The sequence below is a fragment of the Kocuria salsicia genome (genome assembly GCF_039532055.1).
Classification (GTDB): Bacteria; Actinomycetota; Actinomycetes; order Actinomycetales; family Micrococcaceae; genus Kocuria; species Kocuria salsicia.
In genome coordinates this window covers 79148-97483 of sequence record NZ_BAAARF010000012.1, presented here as the reverse complement: position 1 = coordinate 97483, position 18336 = coordinate 79148, and the positions used below count along the sequence as shown (strand labels likewise).

The 18336-nt window shown below is 70.0% G+C and carries 19 protein-coding genes and 1 tRNA gene; 17 read left to right on the top strand and 3 right to left on the bottom strand.

Features of this window, described 5'->3' with window-relative positions:
- The first annotated feature begins 90 nt into the window (after positions 1–90).
- The gene (locus ABD264_RS10375; protein WP_186366702.1) at positions 91–267 is read left to right on the top strand and encodes a hypothetical protein; all 177 of its coding nucleotides are present in this window, start codon (positions 91–93) and stop codon (positions 265–267) included.
- Here the strand turns inward: ABD264_RS10375 and ABD264_RS10370 are convergent.
- A complete protein-coding gene (locus ABD264_RS10370; protein WP_145010468.1) occupies positions 260–883 on the bottom strand; it encodes a response regulator in 624 nt (207 codons plus the stop codon). The two genes, ABD264_RS10375 and ABD264_RS10370, sit on opposite strands and share 8 nt — an antisense overlap.
- Positions 880–2175, bottom strand: a complete 1296-nt coding sequence (locus ABD264_RS10365) for a sensor histidine kinase (protein WP_344205927.1) — start codon at positions 2173–2175, stop codon at positions 880–882. Before ABD264_RS10365 ends, ABD264_RS10370 begins: the two co-directional genes overlap by 4 nt.
- A gap of 229 nt (positions 2176–2404) precedes the next feature.
- Between ABD264_RS10365 and ABD264_RS10360 the strand changes: the two genes are divergently transcribed.
- The 6 genes from ABD264_RS10360 (at position 2405) to ABD264_RS10335 (ending at position 7847) form a co-directional block, all read left to right on the top strand.
- Positions 2405–3529, top strand: a complete 1125-nt coding sequence (locus ABD264_RS10360) for an ABC transporter permease (RefSeq protein ID WP_145010462.1) — start codon at positions 2405–2407, stop codon at positions 3527–3529.
- Positions 3530–3531: 2 nt separating this feature from the next.
- Positions 3532–4368 (top strand): ABC transporter ATP-binding protein, encoded by an 837-nt coding sequence (locus ABD264_RS10355; protein ID WP_145010459.1) that lies wholly within the window; start codon positions 3532–3534, stop codon positions 4366–4368.
- 111 nt (positions 4369–4479) lie between these two features.
- On the top strand, positions 4480–5349 hold the full coding sequence (locus ABD264_RS10350) for a phage holin family protein (RefSeq protein WP_144942284.1): 870 nt from the start codon (positions 4480–4482) through the stop codon (positions 5347–5349).
- Positions 5350–5518: 169 nt separating this feature from the next.
- Positions 5519–6469, top strand: a complete 951-nt coding sequence (locus ABD264_RS10345) for a DMT family transporter (protein ID WP_055083993.1) — start codon at positions 5519–5521, stop codon at positions 6467–6469.
- Positions 6470–6491: 22 nt separating this feature from the next.
- Positions 6492–7646 (top strand): glycosyltransferase, encoded by a 1155-nt coding sequence (locus ABD264_RS10340; RefSeq protein WP_244944763.1) that lies wholly within the window; start codon positions 6492–6494, stop codon positions 7644–7646.
- Between the two features lie 127 nt (positions 7647–7773).
- A tRNA-Ile gene (locus ABD264_RS10335) sits at positions 7774–7847 on the top strand.
- A gap of 176 nt (positions 7848–8023) precedes the next feature.
- Here ABD264_RS10335 and ABD264_RS10330 read toward each other — a convergent pair.
- Positions 8024–8551: a murein hydrolase activator EnvC family protein gene (locus ABD264_RS10330; RefSeq protein WP_238694052.1), complete on the bottom strand. Its 528-nt coding sequence runs from the start codon at positions 8549–8551 to the stop codon at positions 8024–8026.
- Positions 8552–8960: 409 nt separating this feature from the next.
- Here ABD264_RS10330 and rpsB point away from each other — a divergent pair, with 409 nt between their 5' ends.
- From rpsB to dxr, 10 genes are all read left to right on the top strand, one after another.
- Positions 8961–9821: a 30S ribosomal protein S2 gene (rpsB, locus tag ABD264_RS10325; protein ID WP_144942282.1), complete on the top strand. Its 861-nt coding sequence runs from the start codon at positions 8961–8963 to the stop codon at positions 9819–9821.
- Between the two features lie 115 nt (positions 9822–9936).
- Positions 9937–10767 (top strand): translation elongation factor Ts, encoded by an 831-nt coding sequence (gene tsf, locus ABD264_RS10320; protein WP_344205920.1) that lies wholly within the window; start codon positions 9937–9939, stop codon positions 10765–10767.
- A gap of 302 nt (positions 10768–11069) precedes the next feature.
- The gene (gene pyrH / locus ABD264_RS10315) at positions 11070–11801 is read left to right on the top strand and encodes a UMP kinase (RefSeq protein WP_144942448.1); all 732 of its coding nucleotides are present in this window, start codon (positions 11070–11072) and stop codon (positions 11799–11801) included.
- A gap of 185 nt (positions 11802–11986) precedes the next feature.
- Positions 11987–12544 carry a ribosome recycling factor gene (frr, locus tag ABD264_RS10310; RefSeq protein WP_144942281.1) on the top strand — a complete coding sequence of 186 codons (558 nt, stop codon included), beginning with the start codon at positions 11987–11989 and terminating at the stop codon, positions 12542–12544.
- A complete protein-coding gene (locus tag ABD264_RS10305; RefSeq protein ID WP_344205917.1) occupies positions 12544–13542 on the top strand; it encodes a phosphatidate cytidylyltransferase in 999 nt (332 codons plus the stop codon). Before frr ends, ABD264_RS10305 begins: the two co-directional genes overlap by 1 nt.
- Before the next feature lie 61 nt (positions 13543–13603).
- Entirely contained in the window at positions 13604–14230 is a 627-nt protein-coding gene (locus ABD264_RS10300; RefSeq protein ID WP_145010450.1) for a hypothetical protein, read from the top strand.
- 163 nt (positions 14231–14393) lie between these two features.
- Positions 14394–14783: a DUF485 domain-containing protein gene (locus ABD264_RS10295; RefSeq protein ID WP_055083981.1), complete on the top strand. Its 390-nt coding sequence runs from the start codon at positions 14394–14396 to the stop codon at positions 14781–14783.
- Positions 14780–16420, top strand: coding sequence for a solute symporter family protein (locus ABD264_RS10290; RefSeq protein ID WP_126875041.1), 1641 nt, complete (start codon positions 14780–14782; stop codon positions 16418–16420). The genes ABD264_RS10295 and ABD264_RS10290 overlap by 4 nt, the downstream gene beginning before the upstream one ends.
- Positions 16421–16595: 175 nt before the next feature.
- Positions 16596–16859, top strand: coding sequence for a GlsB/YeaQ/YmgE family stress response membrane protein (locus ABD264_RS10285; RefSeq protein WP_055083977.1), 264 nt, complete (start codon positions 16596–16598; stop codon positions 16857–16859).
- 173 nt (positions 16860–17032) lie between these two features.
- Positions 17033–18292, top strand: coding sequence for a 1-deoxy-D-xylulose-5-phosphate reductoisomerase (gene dxr, locus ABD264_RS10280; protein WP_425554328.1), 1260 nt, complete (start codon positions 17033–17035; stop codon positions 18290–18292).
- Positions 18293–18336 lie beyond the last annotated feature (44 nt).

Below are 18336 nucleotides of genomic sequence, written 5' to 3'. Positions count from 1 at the left end.
CACGGCGGCGCGAGCTCAATGCTCATGGGCTGGCGGTGGGGGACCTGTGGGGCCGTCCAGCAGCGGTCCAGCGAAGATCGTTGCGTTCTCATGGTCTACCCCGACACCGGCCACCGCTACGCCGGGGTGGTCCGCTCAGTGTTCGAACACGTGCGGCCCGTCACCGACTACACGCCGCACCGCCTGGTCTCCCGGGGGCAGGCCCAGCGGCTGCCCTGGTACTGCGTTCACTGGGGCGGCTCGGTGCCCGGTCAGGGTCTCAGATGACGTGCTCCTCCCGGGCGCGGCTGACCGCTGCGGTGCGGTTGTCCACGCCGAGCTTGTCGTAGATGTGCACCAGGTGCGTCTTCACAGTGGCCTCGGAGATGAAAAGGGACTTCGCCAGCGCCCGGTTGGACGCGCCCGTGGCGAGCCCGCGGAGGATGTCGATCTCGCGCGCGCTCAGGGTGGCCCCCGGCGCGCGCACGCGGCTCACCAGGTGGGCGGTCACTGACGGCGAAAGCACCGGACGCCCCGCCGCGGCGTCGTGCACCGCCTGCCCGATGGTCGCGGGCTGGGCGTCCTTGAGCAGGTAGCCGGTGGCGCCGGCCTCGAGGGCAGCGACGACGTCCGCCTGGGTGTCGTACGTGGTCAGGATCAGCACGGGCGGTCCACCGGACGCGACGATCCGCCGGGTGGCCTCCAGCCCGCCCATGCCCTGCCCCATCTGCAGGTCCATGACCACCACGTCCACCCCGTGCGCCGGGCGCGCGAGCACGTCCAGCGCGCCGCGCCCGTCCTGCGCCTCCGCACACACGGTGATGTCCCCGAGGGACTCGAGCACGGCGCGCAACCCGGCGCGCACCACGGGGTGGTCGTCCACCAGCAGCACCTGGGTGGTCATGAGGGACTCCTGTCTCCGGGGGTGTGGTGGGGCGGTGCGGGCAACGACGACGCCGCGTCCGCGAGCGGCAGCCGCACGTTCACCACGGTGCCGCCGTGCGGTTCGGACTCCACCGTCAGCTCGGCGCCCAGCTCCTCCGTGCGGCGTCGGAGGTGGGAGAGGCCGTAGGAGTCGTCGCGCCCCCGGCGAGCCGCTGCGCGGGGGTCGAAGCCCACGCCGTCGTCCACGACGTCCAGGGTCACGGCGTCCTCCCACCCCGCGAGCGTGACCACCGCGCGGGAGGCGTGCGCGTGGGAGGTCACGTTCGCCAGGGTGGACTGTGCCGCACGGATGAACAGGGTCCGCTGGGGACCCGTGAGCTCGGGGAGCTCGCCCTGCACCGAGAACTCGCACGTGAGCCCGGTGCCCGCGGCACGCGCGCCCTCCTCGGTGCGGTGGCAGACCTCCGAGAGCGCACCGGGCAGGGACTCGTCCAGGGCGGGGGAGGCGAGGTCCCGCACGAACCGGCGGGCCTCGGCGAGGTTCGCGGCCGCGGTTCCCTCGATGGTGGCCAGGCGAGCGGCAGCGACATCCTGCTGGCCGTCCGCGAGGGACTGCTGGCCCGCACGGGAGACCAGCACGATGGACGTGAGCCCCTGGGCGAGCGTGTCGTGGATCTCCCGGGACAGTCGCTCCCGCTCGGCCATGGTGCCTGCCGCGCGCTCCTGGCGTGCGAGCTCCTCGCGTGTGGACTCGAGCTGACGGATGACCCGCACGTGGCGCTGGGCGTCCCGGTAGAGGGCGCGGTAGCCGTAGCTCACGAGCAGCGCGACCACGGCACCGATCGCCGGGCCGATCACCATGGGTGCGGTGAAGGACCCGCTGGGCGTGTGGAGGTACTGCGAAACCCCCACCACACCCACGAGCAGCGCCACGCACACCAGGGCCACCGGGGGGCTCAGCAGCACCGGGTAGAGGAAGAAGAGGGGGAAGACCACCCAGGAGAAGTCCGCGCTCTGCAGCGCGAGCAGCGCCCACAGCAGGGTGACGACGAACAGCCACGCCGGTGCCAGGCGCATGGTGGCGCGGTCCGCGCGGCCGCGCGCCACGCGGTTCTCCGCAATGGTTCCCGCCAGGTAGAACGCGGCGAGCACCAGCGCACCGCACAGCAGCGTCACCAGCGGGGCCGTGTGGCCCCGTGGCCAGCTCAGCAGCGCGCGCACGAGCGCGAGCGCGAGCAGCCCGGCGAAGCTCACGTGCAGCGTGACCCGCATGGTGCGCAGCAGCACGGGGGTGGACAGCTCGTGGCGCACGGTGTGCCTCCCTCGACGGTGCTCTGCGGACGGCGACGGGTGCCGGACGGGCAGCCGAGGTCCGTGGTCATGGTATGCACGGGCCACCCGGTGGACATCAACCGAACGGTTGATCCGCGGTTCAACCGCTCGCGCCCCGACCTTCAACCGGGGTGGCGATCCCCGCGTGCCGCCGCCGCCGGAGACTGGAGGCAGTTGTCCACCACACCTTCGTCACGGGAGCCACCCCATGTTCTTGTCCCTGAGGGACATCACCTTCGCCAAGGGCCGCTTCGCGCTGCTCGCCACGGTCGTGGCGCTCATCACCCTGCTGCTGGTCCTGCTGACCGGTCTGACCAACGGACTCGGTCACCAGAACACGTCAGCGCTCGAGCGCCTGGCTGCCCAGCACCTCGTGCTGAGCGCGCCCCCGGGGGATTCCGGCACGTCCTCGTTCACCACGTCGCAGATCACGGACGGCGAGCTGCAGAGGTGGCGCGACGGCGTGGGCAAGGACAGCGTGGAGCGCCTGGGGATCACCCAGGCCAGCGCCCGCAGCGGTGCCGAGACCCAGGACGCGAGCACCACGACGTCGCGCGCGGGCACCACCGCGGCCGCCGCCATCGCCCTGGAGCCGAGCTCGAAGCTCGCCCCGGACCTGAAGGCGTCCTCCGGCCAGACCCATCCGGACGAGGGCCAGGTGGTGCTGAGCAGCACTCTGGCCGACGACATGCACGTCTCCGTGGGGGACACCGTCTCCATGGGCGGCAAGGCCCTGAAGACCACCGGCGTGGTCGAGGACGAGTACTACAGCCACGTTCCGGTGGTGTGGATGAGCATGGCCGACTTCCCGGCGGTGGCCCACACCACGAGTGACGAGCAGGCCACTGCGCTGGCCCTGACCACGCAGGACTACCCGCAGGAGCTGCCTGGTGACACCGACACCGTGGCCATGAGCACCAAGGAGGCGTTCGCAGCACTTCCCGCCTATGAGTCCGAGCGCGGTTCGCTGCTGATGATGCAGGGCTTCCTGTACGGGATTTCTGCACTGGTCGTGGTCTCCTTCCTGACCGTGTGGACCATTCAGCGCACCCGTGACATCGCGGTGCTGCGCGCCCTGGGTGCCGACCGTGGCTACGTGGTGCGGGACTCGATCGTGCAGGCGGCCGTGGTCCTGACGCTGGGCGTGCTCGTGGGCGGCGCACTCGGACTGCTGGGCGGGCTGCTCGCGGGATCCGCCGTGCCGTTCCAGCTGAGCCTGGCCAGCGTGGGACTGCCCGTGCTGGGTGTGCTCGTCCTGGGCCTGCTCGGCTCCCTGCTCGCGGTGCGCCGCGTTTCCACCGTCGACCCGATGATTGCCCTGGGAGGTAACTGACCATGCACGCTTCCGACACCAAGCCCCGCCACCGCGCCGATGCCCACGGCCCCGCCGAGTTCGTGGGCCAGCACGACCACCGGCCCGAGCACCTCGCCGGCGACGAGCTCGAGTCCCGTCATGGGGGCCCCTGCGGCACCCGCCACGCGGATGCCGACGCCGCCGCGCTGGATGTGCGCGACGTGTGCCTCGAGTACCCGGACGGCACTGCGCGCACCGTCACCGCCCTGGACCACGTGCACCTGACGCTGCACCGCGGCACGATGACGGCGCTGATCGGGCCCTCGGGCTCCGGCAAGTCCTCGCTGCTCGCCGTGGCGGCCGCCCTGATCCGCCCGACCTCCGGAACCGTCACCGTGGCGGGGGAGTCCCTCACGAGGCTGCCCGAGAAGGAGCTCGCGAGGATCCGCCGAGGGCACACCGGCATGGTCTTCCAGCAGCCCAACTTGCTGGCGGCCCTGACGTCGCGCGAGCAGCTCGTGCTCGCCGCCCACATCGCAGGGGCCCGCGGCAAGGAGCTGAAGACCGCCGGTAAGCGCGCGGACGAGTTGCTCGAGCAGGTGGGCCTGACGGACTGTGGGGACCGCCGCCCCCACCAGCTCTCCGGCGGGCAGCGCCAGCGCGTGAACATTGCCCGGGCGCTCATGAACGACCCCCAGCTGCTGCTCGTGGACGAGCCCACCGCGGCACTGGACCAGGAGCGCTCACGCAGCATCATGGAGCTGCTCGCCAGCCTCACCCACGAGTTCTCCCTCGCATCCCTCGTGGTCACCCACGACACCGAGTTCGTGCCGCTCGCCGACGAGTGCGTGACCATGGAGGACGGCCGCCTGCGGTGACCGCACGGGGCCCGTGTGCCGGGCTCCGGCGGGGCCGGAGGCCTCCCGGGCGGATGGTAGTTTGATACCAGATCGTTCCATCACCACCACCACGCACTCACCGGAGGCGGCATGAGCCATGCAGTGGGCCCCAACAGCGGCCACTCACCCACCACAGGAACCCGCACCACCAAGAGGCCGGGGGCGGCGCCCATCACGGACGTCGTCAAGGTCTTCGTGCGCCTGCTCCCCAAGCAGCTCAAGGACGAGGCCCAGCTGGCCGTCCTCGAGCTCAAGGACAAGGGCATCAAGGTGGGTGTGGGCGCTGCGTTCGTCGTCGTCGGCCTGCTCTTCCTGGGTCTCGCGGTGATCGCCTTGGTCGGCGCGGCGATTGCCGGGCTCTCCCACGTGATGCCCGCGTGGCTCGCGGCCCTGCTGCTCGCCGTCGTGTTCATCGTGGTCCTCGCCGTCCTGGCTCTGATCGGTGTCTCCAAGATCAAGAACGCCATGCCGCTCGTGCCGGAGAAGACGATCTTCGGGCTGCGCTACGACCTCGGCGTCCTCAAGGAGGGCTCCGCGTACAACGAGGGCCGCGTCCAGCGCGAGATCAACGAGGCCGAGCAGAAGAAGCAGCGCGAGAAGGAGGAGGCCGCGAACGATCCGAACCGCGTCAAGCCGGTCAAGCCCACCGAGGAGCAGTTGCGCTCCCGACTGAAGCTGCGCCGCGAGCACCTCAAAAGCCTGCGCGACGACGCCCAGAACCGCGCGGACTCCGTGCAGGCCGCCACCAAGGGCTTCGTCAACCGCACCTCGCGCACCGTGAAGGCCACCCAGGCCTCCGTGAAGAGCATGTTCGCCTCCAAGGGCGGCACGCAGGGCGTGCGCGCGGAGGGCTCCACCTCTGCGGCGGACGTGCTCAGCGAACGCTGGCAGCCGCTGGCCGTCGCCGCTGCGGCAGGAACCGCGTTCCTCGTGTTCCTGCGGAAGCTACTGCGCAAGTAGTTCGAGCAGCCCACGGGCGGCTCTGTCGAGCTGTTTCCCGAGGCACCGGGCCGGGTCCTCTTCGGAGGGCCCGGCCCGCGGCATCTCCGGAGTCCGGCGGGATGAGGTGCGGAGCGCGGTGGCAGCGGTGCCCCTACGATGAGTCCGTGGACCAGCAGAAGACGGGACGATGAGCCAGTGGATCGCGGTGGCGCTGGCGATCGCCTCCGCCGTGTGCCTCGCGGTGGGCACTCAGACGCAGTCGGCGGCCGTCAGGGGCGAGACCTCCGGGGCCCTGAGACCCCGCAATCTGGGGGCCCTGCTGCGCAACGGCCGCTGGCTGCTCGGCACGGGCCTGCTGGGGCTGGGGATGGCGCTGAACGTCTCCGCGCTGACGCTGGCCACCGTGACCGTGGTGCAGCCCATCGGTGTGGTCGCGCTGGCGATCACGACACTGCTGCACGCGCGCCACCAGCACCTCACGATCAACCGCCGAACCTGGCTCGCCGTGGTGCTGTGCACGGTCGGCGGCGCCGGATTCGTCGCGTGCGCCGTCTCGGCCACGGACCCGTCACGCAGGCCGGGCGCGGCCGCGGAGAACACCGTGGTGCTCATGCTGCTCGGTCTCGTGGTGCTGCTCGGCATCGCGGAGGTGGTGTTTCGCCGTCGCCGGATCAGCATGTTCTACGTGCTCGGCGCCGGGGTGCTCTACGGGTTCGTGGCGGTGCTCGTGCGCCTGAGCATGACCGCTCTCACAGCGGGCGGGCTCGGGGCGTCCAACTGGCTGGCCGTGCTGATGCTGCTGGTCACGGCCGTTCTGGGCGGCTGGATGGTGCAGTGCGCCTACTCGAGCGGGCCTCCGGACCTCGTGATCGCCGGGCTCACCGTGGTGGACCCCATGGTGGGGGTGGCCCTGGGGCTGCTCGTCCTCGATGAGGCCGGAGAGGGGCTCACCGGGTGGCTCGCCGCGGGCATGGGGCTTGCAGGTGTCGTTGCTATAGTCGGCGTGGTCCTGCTCTCCCGGTTCCACCCAGAGGTCATCCAGCGCCGAGCGGCCGCACGCGCCCGCTCGAGGACGCAGGATGGCGGCACCGGCCAGCAGGCGGCGTCGTCCCGGAAGGTCGCGCGCCCCGACCGATGACTCACGTACGGAACACAAGGCATTGAAGATTCTGATCACCGCAGAGACCTATCCGCCCGACGTCAACGGTTCCGCCCAGTTCGCCCGCCGTCTGGCGCACGGCATGCTCGATCGCGGTCACGAGGTCCACGTGATGGCACCCATGCCCACCAGCGGGGCGTCCCGGACCATGGACGACAGCGGCGTGACGGAGCACCGCATCCGCTCCCACCACGCGTTCACCCACCCGTACTTCCGGCTGTGCTTCCCCTGGGAGGTGGCCCGCGAGATCACCCGCCTGTTCGACGAGCTGCAGCCGGACGTGGTCCACATCCAGTGCCACTACATCCTGGGGCGGCTGGTCGCCAGGGAGGCGTCCCGCCGCGGGATCCGGCTGATCGGCACCAACCACTTCATCCCCGAGAACATCGAACCGTTCCTGCCGTTCCCCGAGTGGTTCATCAAGGGGTACCGCAAGGTCTCCTGGTGGGACCTCGCGAAGATCTACGACCGGTGCGACGTCATCACCGCGCCCACTCCGCTCGCCGTGCGGACCATGGTGGACAACGGCGTGGCGGACCGTGCGGTGGCTGTCTCCAACGGGATCGAGGCAGGGCACTACGAGGCCCGTGAGGGGGAGGACGTCGGACACCAGGACCATCCCGTGGTGCTGTTCTGCGGGCGGCTCGCGGTGGAGAAGAACGTCAACGAGCTGATCGAGGCCATCGCCCTGATCCCGCGGGAGAAGAACGTGCACGCGGAGATCGTGGGGGAGGGGGAGCAGCGGGACGGGCTCATTGCCCTCGCGCACGAGAAGGGGGTTGCGGATCGAGTGCACTTCCTGGGGTTCCTCACGGACGAGGAGCTGCGCCGTGCGTATCTGCGTGCGGACGTCTTCTGCCAGCCGGGCACCGCGGAGCTGCAGTCCCTCGTGACGCTCGAGGCCATGAGCGCCTCGAAGCCCGTGGTGCTCGCCAACGCCCGTGCGCTGCCGCACCTGGCTGACGAGGGCCGCAACGGCTACCTGTTCTCGCCGGGCGACTCCGGAGACCTGGCGCGCAAGCTGCAGCTGGTGCTCGACGCCACGCAGGAGCAGCGGCGGGCCATGGGGGAGCACAGCCACCACATGGTGTCCCAGCACTCCTTCACCCGCACGCTGGACCGATTCGAGTCCCTCTACAGCGGTGCCTCCCGCTGAGCAGCCACGGTTCGTTGCACCGGGGACGACGACGTCGCACGGGCACCGCACCCGAGCCCGGCCCCGTGGCGCACCACCGGAGGTCACGGTGGGGTACCGTGGTGCGGCGGCCTTCGGGTCGTCACGAGGGGCGGTAGCTCAGCTGGTCAGAGCAGAGGACTCATAATCCTTGGGTCGTGGGTTCAAGCCCCACCCGCCCTACGCGCACCGCCCTCCCGCCAGGTATCTCGCCCGGCGGGAGGGCGATTTCTTTGACCCCGTCCGAGCGGCGTCTCCGCCCGGTTGGCGAAGACGCCAGCCGCTTCCCGCAGGATCCATTTCCCGCAGGACCCGTCCCCACCCCTCCGGCTCGAACTGGCCGGACCTATTCCTCCCGCTCACTGCCGCTGCGGCACGGGCAGCAGGACCGAGGGTCGCAGATCGACGACGAACTGCAACGGATTGACGTACTCCCGGTCCTCTCGCACGCCCCAGTGGACGGCCGTACCTCCGGGACCGTGACCGGGCTCCGCCACCTTCCCGATCACCTGACCCCTGGTCACCCGGTCGCCACCGCCCACCGTGGCCAGGACGGGCTCGAATGAGGACTTGTGGCCGTCCCCGTGGTCGATCGTGAGCACCTCCCGGTCCACCACCACACCCGTGAAGCTCACCGTCCCCGCCTGCGGGGCGTGCACCTCCGTGCCCGGTGGAGCGTGCAGATCCACACCGCGGTGGCCCGGCAACCACTTCTTCGCCGGGGCTTCGAAGTGCCGTTCCACGGCGGGACGCGGGGACACGGGCCACGCCCAGCCCGCAGGTGCCGCCGCGGCGGGGGAGAGCGCCCCGGGGTGCACGAGAACCAGGAGCAGCAGCAGCGCCAGCGCCGTGGCACCCGGCAGCCCCGGTGCGCGAGGCTGCGGCACGGGCGCTCCGGAGGAAGGGACAGGAGGATCTGAGGGAGTCATGCCGCCAGGCTGGCGCCGCGGCGTCGTCGTGCGGCGACGTACCGCGGGATGTGGAGCGGGCACACCGCGCGATGCGCTAGACTGGACGGTGCAGTTGCCCTGCCATCGGTTCCTCATGCCCGCTCGCGGGTGGGAACAACGGCGGGCAGCTGACTTCGCGCGCGAGGGAACCCACCACGAACACGCTTCGTGCGGGTGCGTGCCCCTCGGTCCGAGACCCCCGTTCCACGGGAACTCGGTACGGGGCACGTGCGAGCACCTTCTGAGAAGGAGTGGCCCGCCGCATCGCGCCAGGGACCGGCACCGCCGGTCGAGAACCGTCAACCCATGACGGCCCCCGGGCCGTCAGATACTCACAGGAGACGACATGCCCGTCGTAACCATGCGCCAGATGCTCGACAACGGCGTCCACTTCGGCCACCAGACCCGTCGCTGGAACCCGAAGATGAAGCGCTTCATCTTCACCGAGCGCAACGGCATCTACATCATCGACCTGCAGCAGTCGCTGGGCTTCATCGACAAGGCCTACGAGGCCGTCAAGTCGACCGTCGCCCACGGCGGCACCATCCTCTTCGTCGGCACCAAGAAGCAGGCGCAGGAAGCGATCGCCGAGCAGGCGACCCGCGTGGGCATGCCCTACGTGAACCACCGCTGGCTCGGTGGCATGCTCACCAACTTCCAGACGGTCTCCAAGCGGATCGACCGCATGAAGGAACTGGAAGAGGTCGACTTCGACGACGTCGCCGGCTCGCAGTACACCAAGAAGGAACTGCTGCTGCTGCGCCGCGAGAAGGAGAAGCTGGAGCGCACGCTCGGCGGCATCCGCAACCTCACCAAGACCCCGTCCCTGATCTGGATCGTGGACACCAAGAAGGAGCACCTCGCGGTCGACGAGGCCCAGAAGCTCGGTGTGCCGATCGTCGCGATCCTCGACACCAACTGTGATCCGGACGAGGTCGCGTTCCCCATCCCGGGCAACGACGACTCCATCCGCTCCGTCTCCCTGCTGACCCGCGTGGTCGCGGACGCCGTGGCCGAGGGCCTCATGGAGCGCCACAACGGCAAGTCCAACGCCGCCGAGGAGCCCATGGCCGAGTGGGAGCGCGAGCTGCTCGAGCAGCACGAGGAGCAGAAGTCCGAGCAGGCCGCCCCGGCCGAGGAGTCCGCTCCCGCCGCCGAGCAGCCGGCCGAGACCGCTGAGCAGAAGGACGCCCCCGCCGCCGAGTGAGGCCGCGGGAGGTGTTCACCTCCCATTCTTCCCGGTGACCCACAGTGGTGACCGGAACCGCACCGGGCGTCCGAGGACGCCCGGTGCGGACACAACCGACAACAGAGGAGTTCACATGGCGAACTACACCGCTGCTGACATCAAGGCCCTGCGCGAGCGCACCGGCGCCGGCATGCTGGACGTCAAGAAGGCCCTGGACGAGGCCGACGGCGACACCCAGAAGGCCCTGGAGATCATCCGCGTGAAGGGCCTCAAGGGCGTCACCAAGCGCGAGGGCCGTTCCACCGCCGAGGGCATCATCGTCGCCCGCGCGGAGAACAACGTGGGCTACATGGTCGAGGTCAACTCCGAGACCGACTTCGTGGCCAAGTCCGCGCCGTTCGTGGAGTTCGGCAACAAGGTGCTCGACGCCGCCGTGGCCGCTGACGCCGCGGACCTCGAGTCCCTGCTGGCCACCGAGGTGGACGGCAAGACCGTCTCCGAGCTCGTCACCGAGACCGGTGCGCTGCTGGGCGAGAAGGTCGTCGTGCGTCGTGTGGCCCGCGTGGCCGGCGACTACGTGGCCGTGTACCTGCACAAGACCTCCAAGGACCTCCCCGCCCAGGTGGGTGTCCTGCTGGCCGTGTCCGGTGCCGACGCCGAGGCCGCCGCGCACGACGTCGCCGTGCACATCGCCGCGATGTCCCCGACCTTCCTCTCGGAGGAGGACGTTCCCGCCGAGACGGTCGAGAACGAGAAGCGCGTGGCCGAGGAGACCGCCCGCAACGAGGGCAAGCCGGACAAGATCATCCCGAACATCGTCCAGGGTCGCCTGAAGGGCTACTACAAGGACGTCGTGCTCGTGGACCAGGACTTCGCGAAGGACTCCAAGAAGTCCGTGGGCCAGGTGCTCTCCGAGGCCGGCGCCACCGCCACCGCGTTCGCGCGGTTCCGCGTGGGAGCCTGATCTCACCACCGCGTCCGCCGCGTGCACCACCGAGGTGACGTGCGCGGCGGACGTAGCGGCGTCGTGAACGGGAGACCGTCCGCGCACCGCACCCCGCGACGGCGGGGCCCTGCCGGAAGACCGGTGGGGCCCCGCCGTTTCTGTATGCTGGTGGGCGGTCTGCCACGCGCCGGCCGCTCTCACGGGCACCCCGTCACGACACACGGGGGTGGTGCCCGGGGAAGCACCCTGACGACACACCGGCCCCGGGAGGTTCCATGCCCACCACCAACGAATCCGAGCCCCAGGACGAGGCCATCCGCATGAGCCGGGAGGTGCGTCCGGGAGCGCCGGCACGTCGTCGCGTGCTGCTGAAGCTCTCGGGCGAGGTCTTCGGCGGCGGCAGCGTGGGTGTGGACACCACCGTGGTGCGCCAGATCGCGGAGCAGATCGCCGCGACGGTGGGCCGCGTGGAGACCTCGATCGTGGTGGGCGGCGGCAACTTCTTCCGCGGCGCCGAGCTCTCGCAGGCCGGGATGGACCGTTCCCGCGCGGACTACATGGGCATGCTCGGCACCGTGATGAACTGCCTCGCCCTGCAGGACTTCCTGGAGCAGTGCGGCGTGGACACCCGTGTGCAGTCCGCGATCAAGATGGAGCAGGTTGCCGAGACCTACATCCCGCGCCGCGCCATCCGGCACATGGAGAAGGACCGCGTGGTCATCTTCGGTGCCGGCGCCGGGCTGCCCTACTTCTCCACGGACACCGTGGCCGCACAGCGCGCACTGGAGGTGCACGCCACGGAGGTCCTGATGGCCAAGAACGGTGTGGACGGCGTGTACACCGCCGATCCTCGCAAGGACCCCGCCGCCGAGCGCCTGGCGAGCCTGACCTACAACGAAGCCCTTGCCCGAGACATCCGCGTGATGGACCAGACCGCGTTCGCGCTGTGCCGTGACAACAACGTCACCATGCGGGTCTTCGGCATGGAGGGGGCGGGGAACGTGACCCGCGCGGTGCTGGGCGAGGAGATCGGCACGCTGGTCACCCCGTGACCCGCTGACGCCGCGACATTGTGCGGTGACGTCGCTGGCCGCCGTGCCGTCGACGTCGCCGCCAACGGTGGTTCCCCGGACGGTGCCGCGAGCGGCGCGGGGGTCCAGCCCGTTAGAGTGGAGACAACGAACCGACGCCACCGGTCGCGCTCCCGCGGGCCGGCCATGCCAAAGGAGAACCAGCCGTGATTTCAGACGTCCTCTCGGATGCCACCACCAAGATGGACAAGGCGGTGGACGCCGCCAAGACCGACTTCTCCAGCGTGCGCACCGGCCGCGCCAACCCGGCGCTGTTCTCCGGCCTGCTCGTGTCCTACTACGGCACGCCCACCCCGCTGCAGCAGCTCGCCTCCTTCCAGACCCCCGAGGCGCGCACCCTGCTCATCACCCCGTACGACCGCTCGGCGCTCAACGACATCGAGAAGGCCCTGCGGGACTCGGACATCGGCGCGAACCCCGCCAATGACGGCAACGTGATCCGCGTGGTCATGCCCGAGCTCACCGAGGAGCGCCGCAAGGAGTACGTGAAGATCGTCTCCACCAAGGCGGAGGAGGGCCGCGTGTCCGTGCGCAACATCCGCCGTCACGCCAAGGAGGCCATCGAGAAGCTCGTCAAGGACGGCGAGGTCGGCGAGGACGACGGCAAGCGGGGGGAGAAGGACCTCGACGCCGTCACCAAGAAGCACATCGACCAGATCGACGAGCTGCTCAAGAACAAGGAAGCCGAACTCCTCGGCGCCTGATGCCCTCAGCCGACTCTCCGCTCTCCCCGCCACCCCCTGACCAGGGTGACGCCGCGAACCGTGCCGCGTCCCCGTCCGGCGGGGGCTCGGACGCCCACTCCTCCCAGCGCGAGCCGCTCGTGTCCACGGGGCTGCTGCGACAGGTTCTCACGCGCCCGTTCCAGCGCAGCACCGAGCACAGGGCGCCCTCCCGTGCCGGGCGCAACCTCCCGGCCGCCATCGCGGTGGCGGTGGTGCTCATCGGGGCGCTCGTCACGGGGCTGTTCTTCGTGCCCCTCGTGCTCGCGCTGCTCGCTGGCGCCGCCGCCGGCATCGGTGTGTGGGAGATCGCACGGTCGCTGACCTACAAGGGGGTGCAGATCCCCAAGGTCCCGGCCGTGCTGGCCGCCGTGGCCATGCCGCTCGCCGCGTTCTTCGGGGGCGCCGAGTGGCTGTCCATGGCCCTCGTGCTCTCCGTGACCCTGGTGGTGGTGTGGCGCGCCTTCGGCTCCCGCGACGGCATGATGCTGTCCATGATGGGCTCCATCTTCGCCCTCGTGTGGGCGTCCTTCCTGCTCAGCACCGCGGTGCTGCTGTACCACTCGCCGGACGGGCCCCAGAAGGTGCTCACGGTGATCCTGCTGGCCATCAGCTCCGACACCTTCGGCTACGCCGTGGGCGTGGTGTGGGGCAAGCACCCCATGGCCCCCAAGATCTCCCCCAAGAAGTCCTGGGAGGGCTTCGCGGGATCGCTCGGCGGTGCCGTGGTGGTGGGCGTGCTGTGCGCGGTGCTACTGCTCGGAATTCCCTGGTGGCAGGGCGCCGTGCTGGCCGTGGCGGTCGTGGCCGTGGCCACCGTGGGGGACTTCTCCGAGTCCATGGTCAAGCGCGAGATCGGCATCAAGGACATGGGAACGCTGCTGCCCGGGCACGGCGGCGTGATGGACCGGATCGACTCCATCCTCTTCGCCGTGATCACCGGCTACGTCATCTTCGAACTGTTCAGCGTCCTGGGATGAGCCGTGGGCGGACGGCGGCGACGGCCGCCACCCGCCCGCGCACGGACGGAAAGGGCCCCACATGACCACGCAGCAGCCCCGCTTCGAGCGGGTGGCGGACCACGCCTGGGGGTACGACCCCGCGCAGGTGGACGACTTCCTGGCCCGTGTGCGCGCCCTGCGGGCCGCGGAGGACGGGTCCCGGGAGTACCGGGAGACCGCCGGGGACGGGGTGCCCGACGCCGACGGCGTGCGGCACGTGGGCAGCCGACAGATCCGGGAGCGCGTCTTCGACAGGGTCCGCGGCGGCTACGATCCCGCCGTGGTGGATCCCCACCTGGACGAGCTCGAGGACGCGATCTTCGCCGAGGAGCAGCGCGCCTTCGTGGCGGAGCACGGGGTGGCCCGCTGGGACGAGCACGTGGAGCTGCTGGGGGAGCTGCTGCTCGGCCGGCTGAACCGGCCCCGGACGCAGCGCTTCCGGCGCCCCGCCACGCACCGCACGCCCGGCTACGCCGTGGCGGACGTGGACGTGCTGTGCGACCGGCTCGTGGAGCAGCTGCGCAGCGCGCCGGAGGTGGACCCCCGGATGCTGCGGGAGGCGGTCTTCCGCTCCGCGCAGGGGCAGCGCTGCTACGAGGAGCAGCAGGTGGACGCGTTCCTGGACCGCGCGGTGGAGTTCGTGCTGGCCCTGCGCACCCGCGCGTGACCGGACGCCCCCGGCATCTGTGTATACACAGATGTTAGTGATTTAGTGAGGTCCCCTAACTAATCCGCGTCATATCGCGGATTTTTTGCATCATTGACCGGCGCCACTGTGTCTTTGGATACACAGACCGTACTGTGTTCCTCATCACACAAGGAGGCACACCATGGCGTCCACGCCCCCTGTCGATCCGAACGGCTCCGTCGCCACGACCGGCATCGACTTCCCCGCAGCGCAGCGCTCGACAGAGTTCCAGCGGCTGCGCTCCACCCACCGTTCGTTCGTCTTCCCCCTCGCGGTGGCGTTCCTGGTCTGGTACCTGCTCTACGTGGTGCTGGCCATCTACGCCCCGGGCTTCATGTCCACGCGAGTGGCCGGGAACATCAACCTCGGACTCGTCCTGGGCCTGCTGCAGTTCGTGACCACGTTCGGCATCACCGCCGCCTACGTGCGCTTCGCGAACCGCACGCTCGACCCGCAGGCCACCGCGCTGCGCGAGGACCTCGAATCCCAGCAGTCCCACCGGGCTGAGACCACCCAGGAGGCCCGGCCATGATCGCCGTCCCCGCACTGTCCCTGCCGCTCGTCCCGCTCGCGGACACGCCCACCTCCACCGTGGGCAACCCGGCGATCAACATCTCCATCTTCGTCTCGTTCGTACTCGTGACGCTCGTGGTGGTGATCCGGGCCTCGAAGTCCACGGCCACCGCGGCGGACTACTACGCCGGCGGCCGCTCGTTCTCGGGAACGCAGAACGGGCTGGCCATCGCGGGCGACTACCTCTCCGCCGCCTCGTTCCTGGGCATCGTGGGAGCGATCGCCCTGCAGGGCTACGACGGCTTCCTCTACTCGATCGGCTTCTTCGTCGCGTGGCTCGTGGCGCTGCTGCTGATCGCCGAGCCCCTGCGCAACACCGGCAAGTTCACCATGGCGGACGTGCTCTCGTTCCGGCTGCGCCAGCGCCCGGTGCGCGTGGCGGCCTCCATCTCCACGCTGGCCGTGACGTTCTTCTACCTGCTGGCCCAGATGGCTGGAGCGGGCGCGCTCGTCTCCCTGCTGCTGGGCATCGGCTCCAAGGCCGGGCAGTCGCTCGTGATCGTGATCGTGGGCGTCATCATGATCGTCTACGTGCTCGTGGGCGGCATGAAGGGCACCACGTGGGTGCAGATCATCAAGGCGTGCCTGCTCGTGACCGGCGTGGCCGTGATGACCGTGTGGATCCTGGCCATGTTCGGCTTCAACTTCTCCTCGATCCTCGGGGCGGCGGTGGAGACCAACAACAACCCGGCGATGCTCGAGCCCGGGCTGAAGTACGGCGTGAGCGAGATCTCCAAGCTCGACTTCATCTCCCTGGGCCTCGCCCTGGTGCTCGGAGCCGCGGGTCTGCCGCACGTGCTGATGCGCTTCTACACGGTGCCCACCGCCAAGGAAGCCCGCAAGTCCGTGGTCTGGGCGATTTCGCTGATCGGCCTGTTCTACCTCTTCACCCTGGTGCTCGGCTTCGGTGCGGCTGCGCTGATCGGTTCGGACCGGATCAAGTCGGCACCGGGTGGTGTGAACTCGGCAGCCCCGCTGCTCGCCTACGAACTGGGCGGTTCCGTGCTCATGGGTCTCATCGCGGCGGTGGCGTTCGCCACCATCCTGGCCGTGGTCGCGGGCCTGGCCATCACGGCGTCGGCGTCGTTCGCGCACGACATCTACACCTCCGTGATCAAGAAGGGGAACTCGGACCCCCGGCAGGAGCTGCGCGTGGCCAAGACCACCGTGGTGATCATCGGCGTGATATCGATCCTCGGCGGCATCGGCGCCCAGGGGCAGAACGTGGCGTTCCTCGTGGCCCTCGCCTTCGCCGTTGCGGCCTCCGCGAACCTGCCGACGATCCTCTACTCCCTGTACTGGAAGCGCTTCACCACCCGCGGGGCGGTGCTGTCCATGTACGGAGGTCTGATCCTCTCCGTGGTGCTGATCGTCTTCTCGCCGGTGATGTCCGGCTCGGAGACCTCGATGCTCCCGGACGCTGATTTCGCCATCTACCCGCTGTCCAACCCGGGCATCATCTCCATCCCGGCGTCCTTCCTGCTCGGGTTCATCGGCTCGATCACGGAGCGCCGCAGGGAGGATCCGGTGAAGCAGGCGGAGATGGAGGTTCGCTCCCTCACCGGCGTGGGCGCGGAGAAGGCCGTCAACCACTGACCGGGGGCGCTGCCTCCAGGCTCCGCGGCTGTCGTCCGCAGGGCGGGAGCGTGTGCTACACCACCCTGTGACCTGTGTCCTTACGCCGGAAACAAGTAGTAGAATGATGGTGGTTCCCTGAATACGATCACAGCGGACACCCGCATGTGTGACAAACGTAACTAGAGGTGGAGACATGGGCATTTTCAGCTGGATCATCCTCGGTCTGATCGCGGGCGCTCTCGCCAAGCTGATCCTTCCGGGCAAGCAGGGTGGCGGGATCATCGTCACCATCATCCTCGGCATCGTGGGCGCGTTCCTCGGTGGCTGGATCGGGTCCATCATTCCCGGTCTGCACGCCGGTATCGACGAAATCAGCTTCGGCACCATCATCACGTCCGTGATCGGCGCGATCATCGTGCTGCTGATCTACGGCTTCGTGGCCGGCCGTCGCCGCTGAGTCCACAGCGGTCGCACTGACCCAGCGAACAAGGGCGTCACCTCCGGGTGGCGCCCTTGTTCCGTACCCGGGTCCGTATCCGTGCCCCAGGCCGTGTCCGCACCCGGGCGGGTCCGCGTGCGTGCCAGGGGCCGAGCACGCGGGATACTGGGGGCATGACTGAGACCCGCGCCATGACCCCCGACCTCGACGCCGCCACCAGGGATGCCCCCCGCCGCCTGGTGATCCTGGGGTCCACGGGCTCCATCGGCACGCAGGCCCTGGACGTCGTCGCGGAGGCCGCCGGGCTGCGCAGGCCGGGGGAGGGTGTAGGTCACTCGCCGTTCGAAGTCGTCGCCCTCGCTGCAGGCAGGTCCAACCTGGATCTGCTGGCCCGCCAGGCCGTCGCCTTCCGGGTGCGGGCCGTGGGTACGAGCGGTTCCGCGGACGACGCCGCCCGCCTGCGCGAGGCGCTCACGGCCGCCGCCCGCGCGTCGTCGTCGCCCGTGCCCGAGATCCTGCACGGCTCGGACGCCGCGGAGCGGATCGCGGCGTGGGAGGGCGCGGACCTCGTGCTCAACGGGATCACCGGCAGCATCGGACTCGCTCCCACGCTCGCCGCCCTCGGGGCGGGTCGGCGGGTGGCGCTGGCCAACAAGGAGTCGCTGATCGCCGGCGGCCCGCTCGTGAAACGCGCAGCCGCGGCCACAGGACTCGAGGACGCCCTGATCCCGGTGGACTCGGAACACTCCGCGATCGCCCAGGCGCTGCGCTCCGGCACGGCCGCGGAGGTGGACCGCCTGGTGCTGACGGCCTCCGGCGGTCCGTTCCGCGGGATGACGCGCGCGCAGCTGGCGGAGGTGACCCCCGAGCAGGCGCTGCGCCACCCCACGTGGGACATGGGCGTGATGGTGACCACCAACTCCGCGACCATGGTGAACAAGGCCCTGGAGGTGCTGGAGGCGAGCCTGCTCTTTGACGTGCCGCTGGAGCGGATCGACGTCACCGTCCACCCGCAGTCCGTGGTGCACTCCATGGTCCAGTTCGTGGACGGCTCCACCCTCGCGCAGGTCTCGCCGCCGGACATGCGCCTTCCCATCGCGCTCGGCCTCGGCTGGCCCCACCGTGTGCCGGGCGCGGCCGCCGCGTGCGACTGGACGCGGGCGGCCGAGTGGACCTTCGAGCCGCTGGACCCGGTGGCGTTCCCCGCCGTGGAGCTCATGAAGAGCGCGGGAACCACCGGCGGCACGGCACCGGCGGTGTTCAACGCGGCCAACGAGCAGGCCGTCCACGCCTTCCACCGCTCGCAGCTGGGTTTCACGGAGATCGTGGACATGGTCGAGTGGGTGCTGGGGGAGCACGACGTCGTCGCGCAGCCGGGTCTCGAGGACGTCCTGGCCGCCGAGCAGTGGGCCCGCCGTGTCGCGGACGAGCGCATTGCGGGGCGCCGTTGAGGTCCCGGGGCGTCACGGTTCGTCACACGTCGCGTGCTACGATT

What these genes read in the sequence shown, in the direction of transcription:
- ABD264_RS10355 (WP_145010459.1), top strand. Translation starts at nt 3,532, where the DNA reads ATGCACGCTTCCGACACCAAGCCCCGCCACCGCGCCGATGCCCACGGC.
- rpsB (WP_144942282.1), top strand. Translation starts at nt 8,961, where the DNA reads ATGCCCGTCGTAACCATGCGCCAGATGCTCGACAACGGCGTCCACTTC.
- pyrH (WP_144942448.1), top strand. Translation starts at nt 11,070, where the DNA reads ATGAGCCGGGAGGTGCGTCCGGGAGCGCCGGCACGTCGTCGCGTGCTG.
- ABD264_RS10290 (WP_126875041.1), top strand. Translation starts at nt 14,780, where the DNA reads ATGATCGCCGTCCCCGCACTGTCCCTGCCGCTCGTCCCGCTCGCGGAC.
- ABD264_RS10305 (WP_344205917.1), top strand. Translation starts at nt 12,544, where the DNA reads ATGCCCTCAGCCGACTCTCCGCTCTCCCCGCCACCCCCTGACCAGGGT.
- ABD264_RS10295 (WP_055083981.1), top strand. Translation starts at nt 14,394, where the DNA reads ATGGCGTCCACGCCCCCTGTCGATCCGAACGGCTCCGTCGCCACGACC.
- ABD264_RS10345 (WP_055083993.1), top strand. Translation starts at nt 5,519, where the DNA reads ATGAGCCAGTGGATCGCGGTGGCGCTGGCGATCGCCTCCGCCGTGTGC.
- ABD264_RS10285 (WP_055083977.1), top strand. Translation starts at nt 16,596, where the DNA reads ATGGGCATTTTCAGCTGGATCATCCTCGGTCTGATCGCGGGCGCTCTC.
- ABD264_RS10370 (WP_145010468.1), bottom strand. Translation starts at nt 883, where the DNA reads ATGACCACCCAGGTGCTGCTGGTGGACGACCACCCCGTGGTGCGCGCC.
- ABD264_RS10375 (WP_186366702.1), top strand. Translation starts at nt 91, where the DNA reads ATGGTCTACCCCGACACCGGCCACCGCTACGCCGGGGTGGTCCGCTCA.
- ABD264_RS10350 (WP_144942284.1), top strand. Translation starts at nt 4,480, where the DNA reads ATGAGCCATGCAGTGGGCCCCAACAGCGGCCACTCACCCACCACAGGA.
- dxr (WP_425554328.1), top strand. Translation starts at nt 17,033, where the DNA reads ATGACCCCCGACCTCGACGCCGCCACCAGGGATGCCCCCCGCCGCCTG.
- tsf (WP_344205920.1), top strand. Translation starts at nt 9,937, where the DNA reads ATGGCGAACTACACCGCTGCTGACATCAAGGCCCTGCGCGAGCGCACC.
- ABD264_RS10300 (WP_145010450.1), top strand. Translation starts at nt 13,604, where the DNA reads ATGACCACGCAGCAGCCCCGCTTCGAGCGGGTGGCGGACCACGCCTGG.
- ABD264_RS10360 (WP_145010462.1), top strand. Translation starts at nt 2,405, where the DNA reads ATGTTCTTGTCCCTGAGGGACATCACCTTCGCCAAGGGCCGCTTCGCG.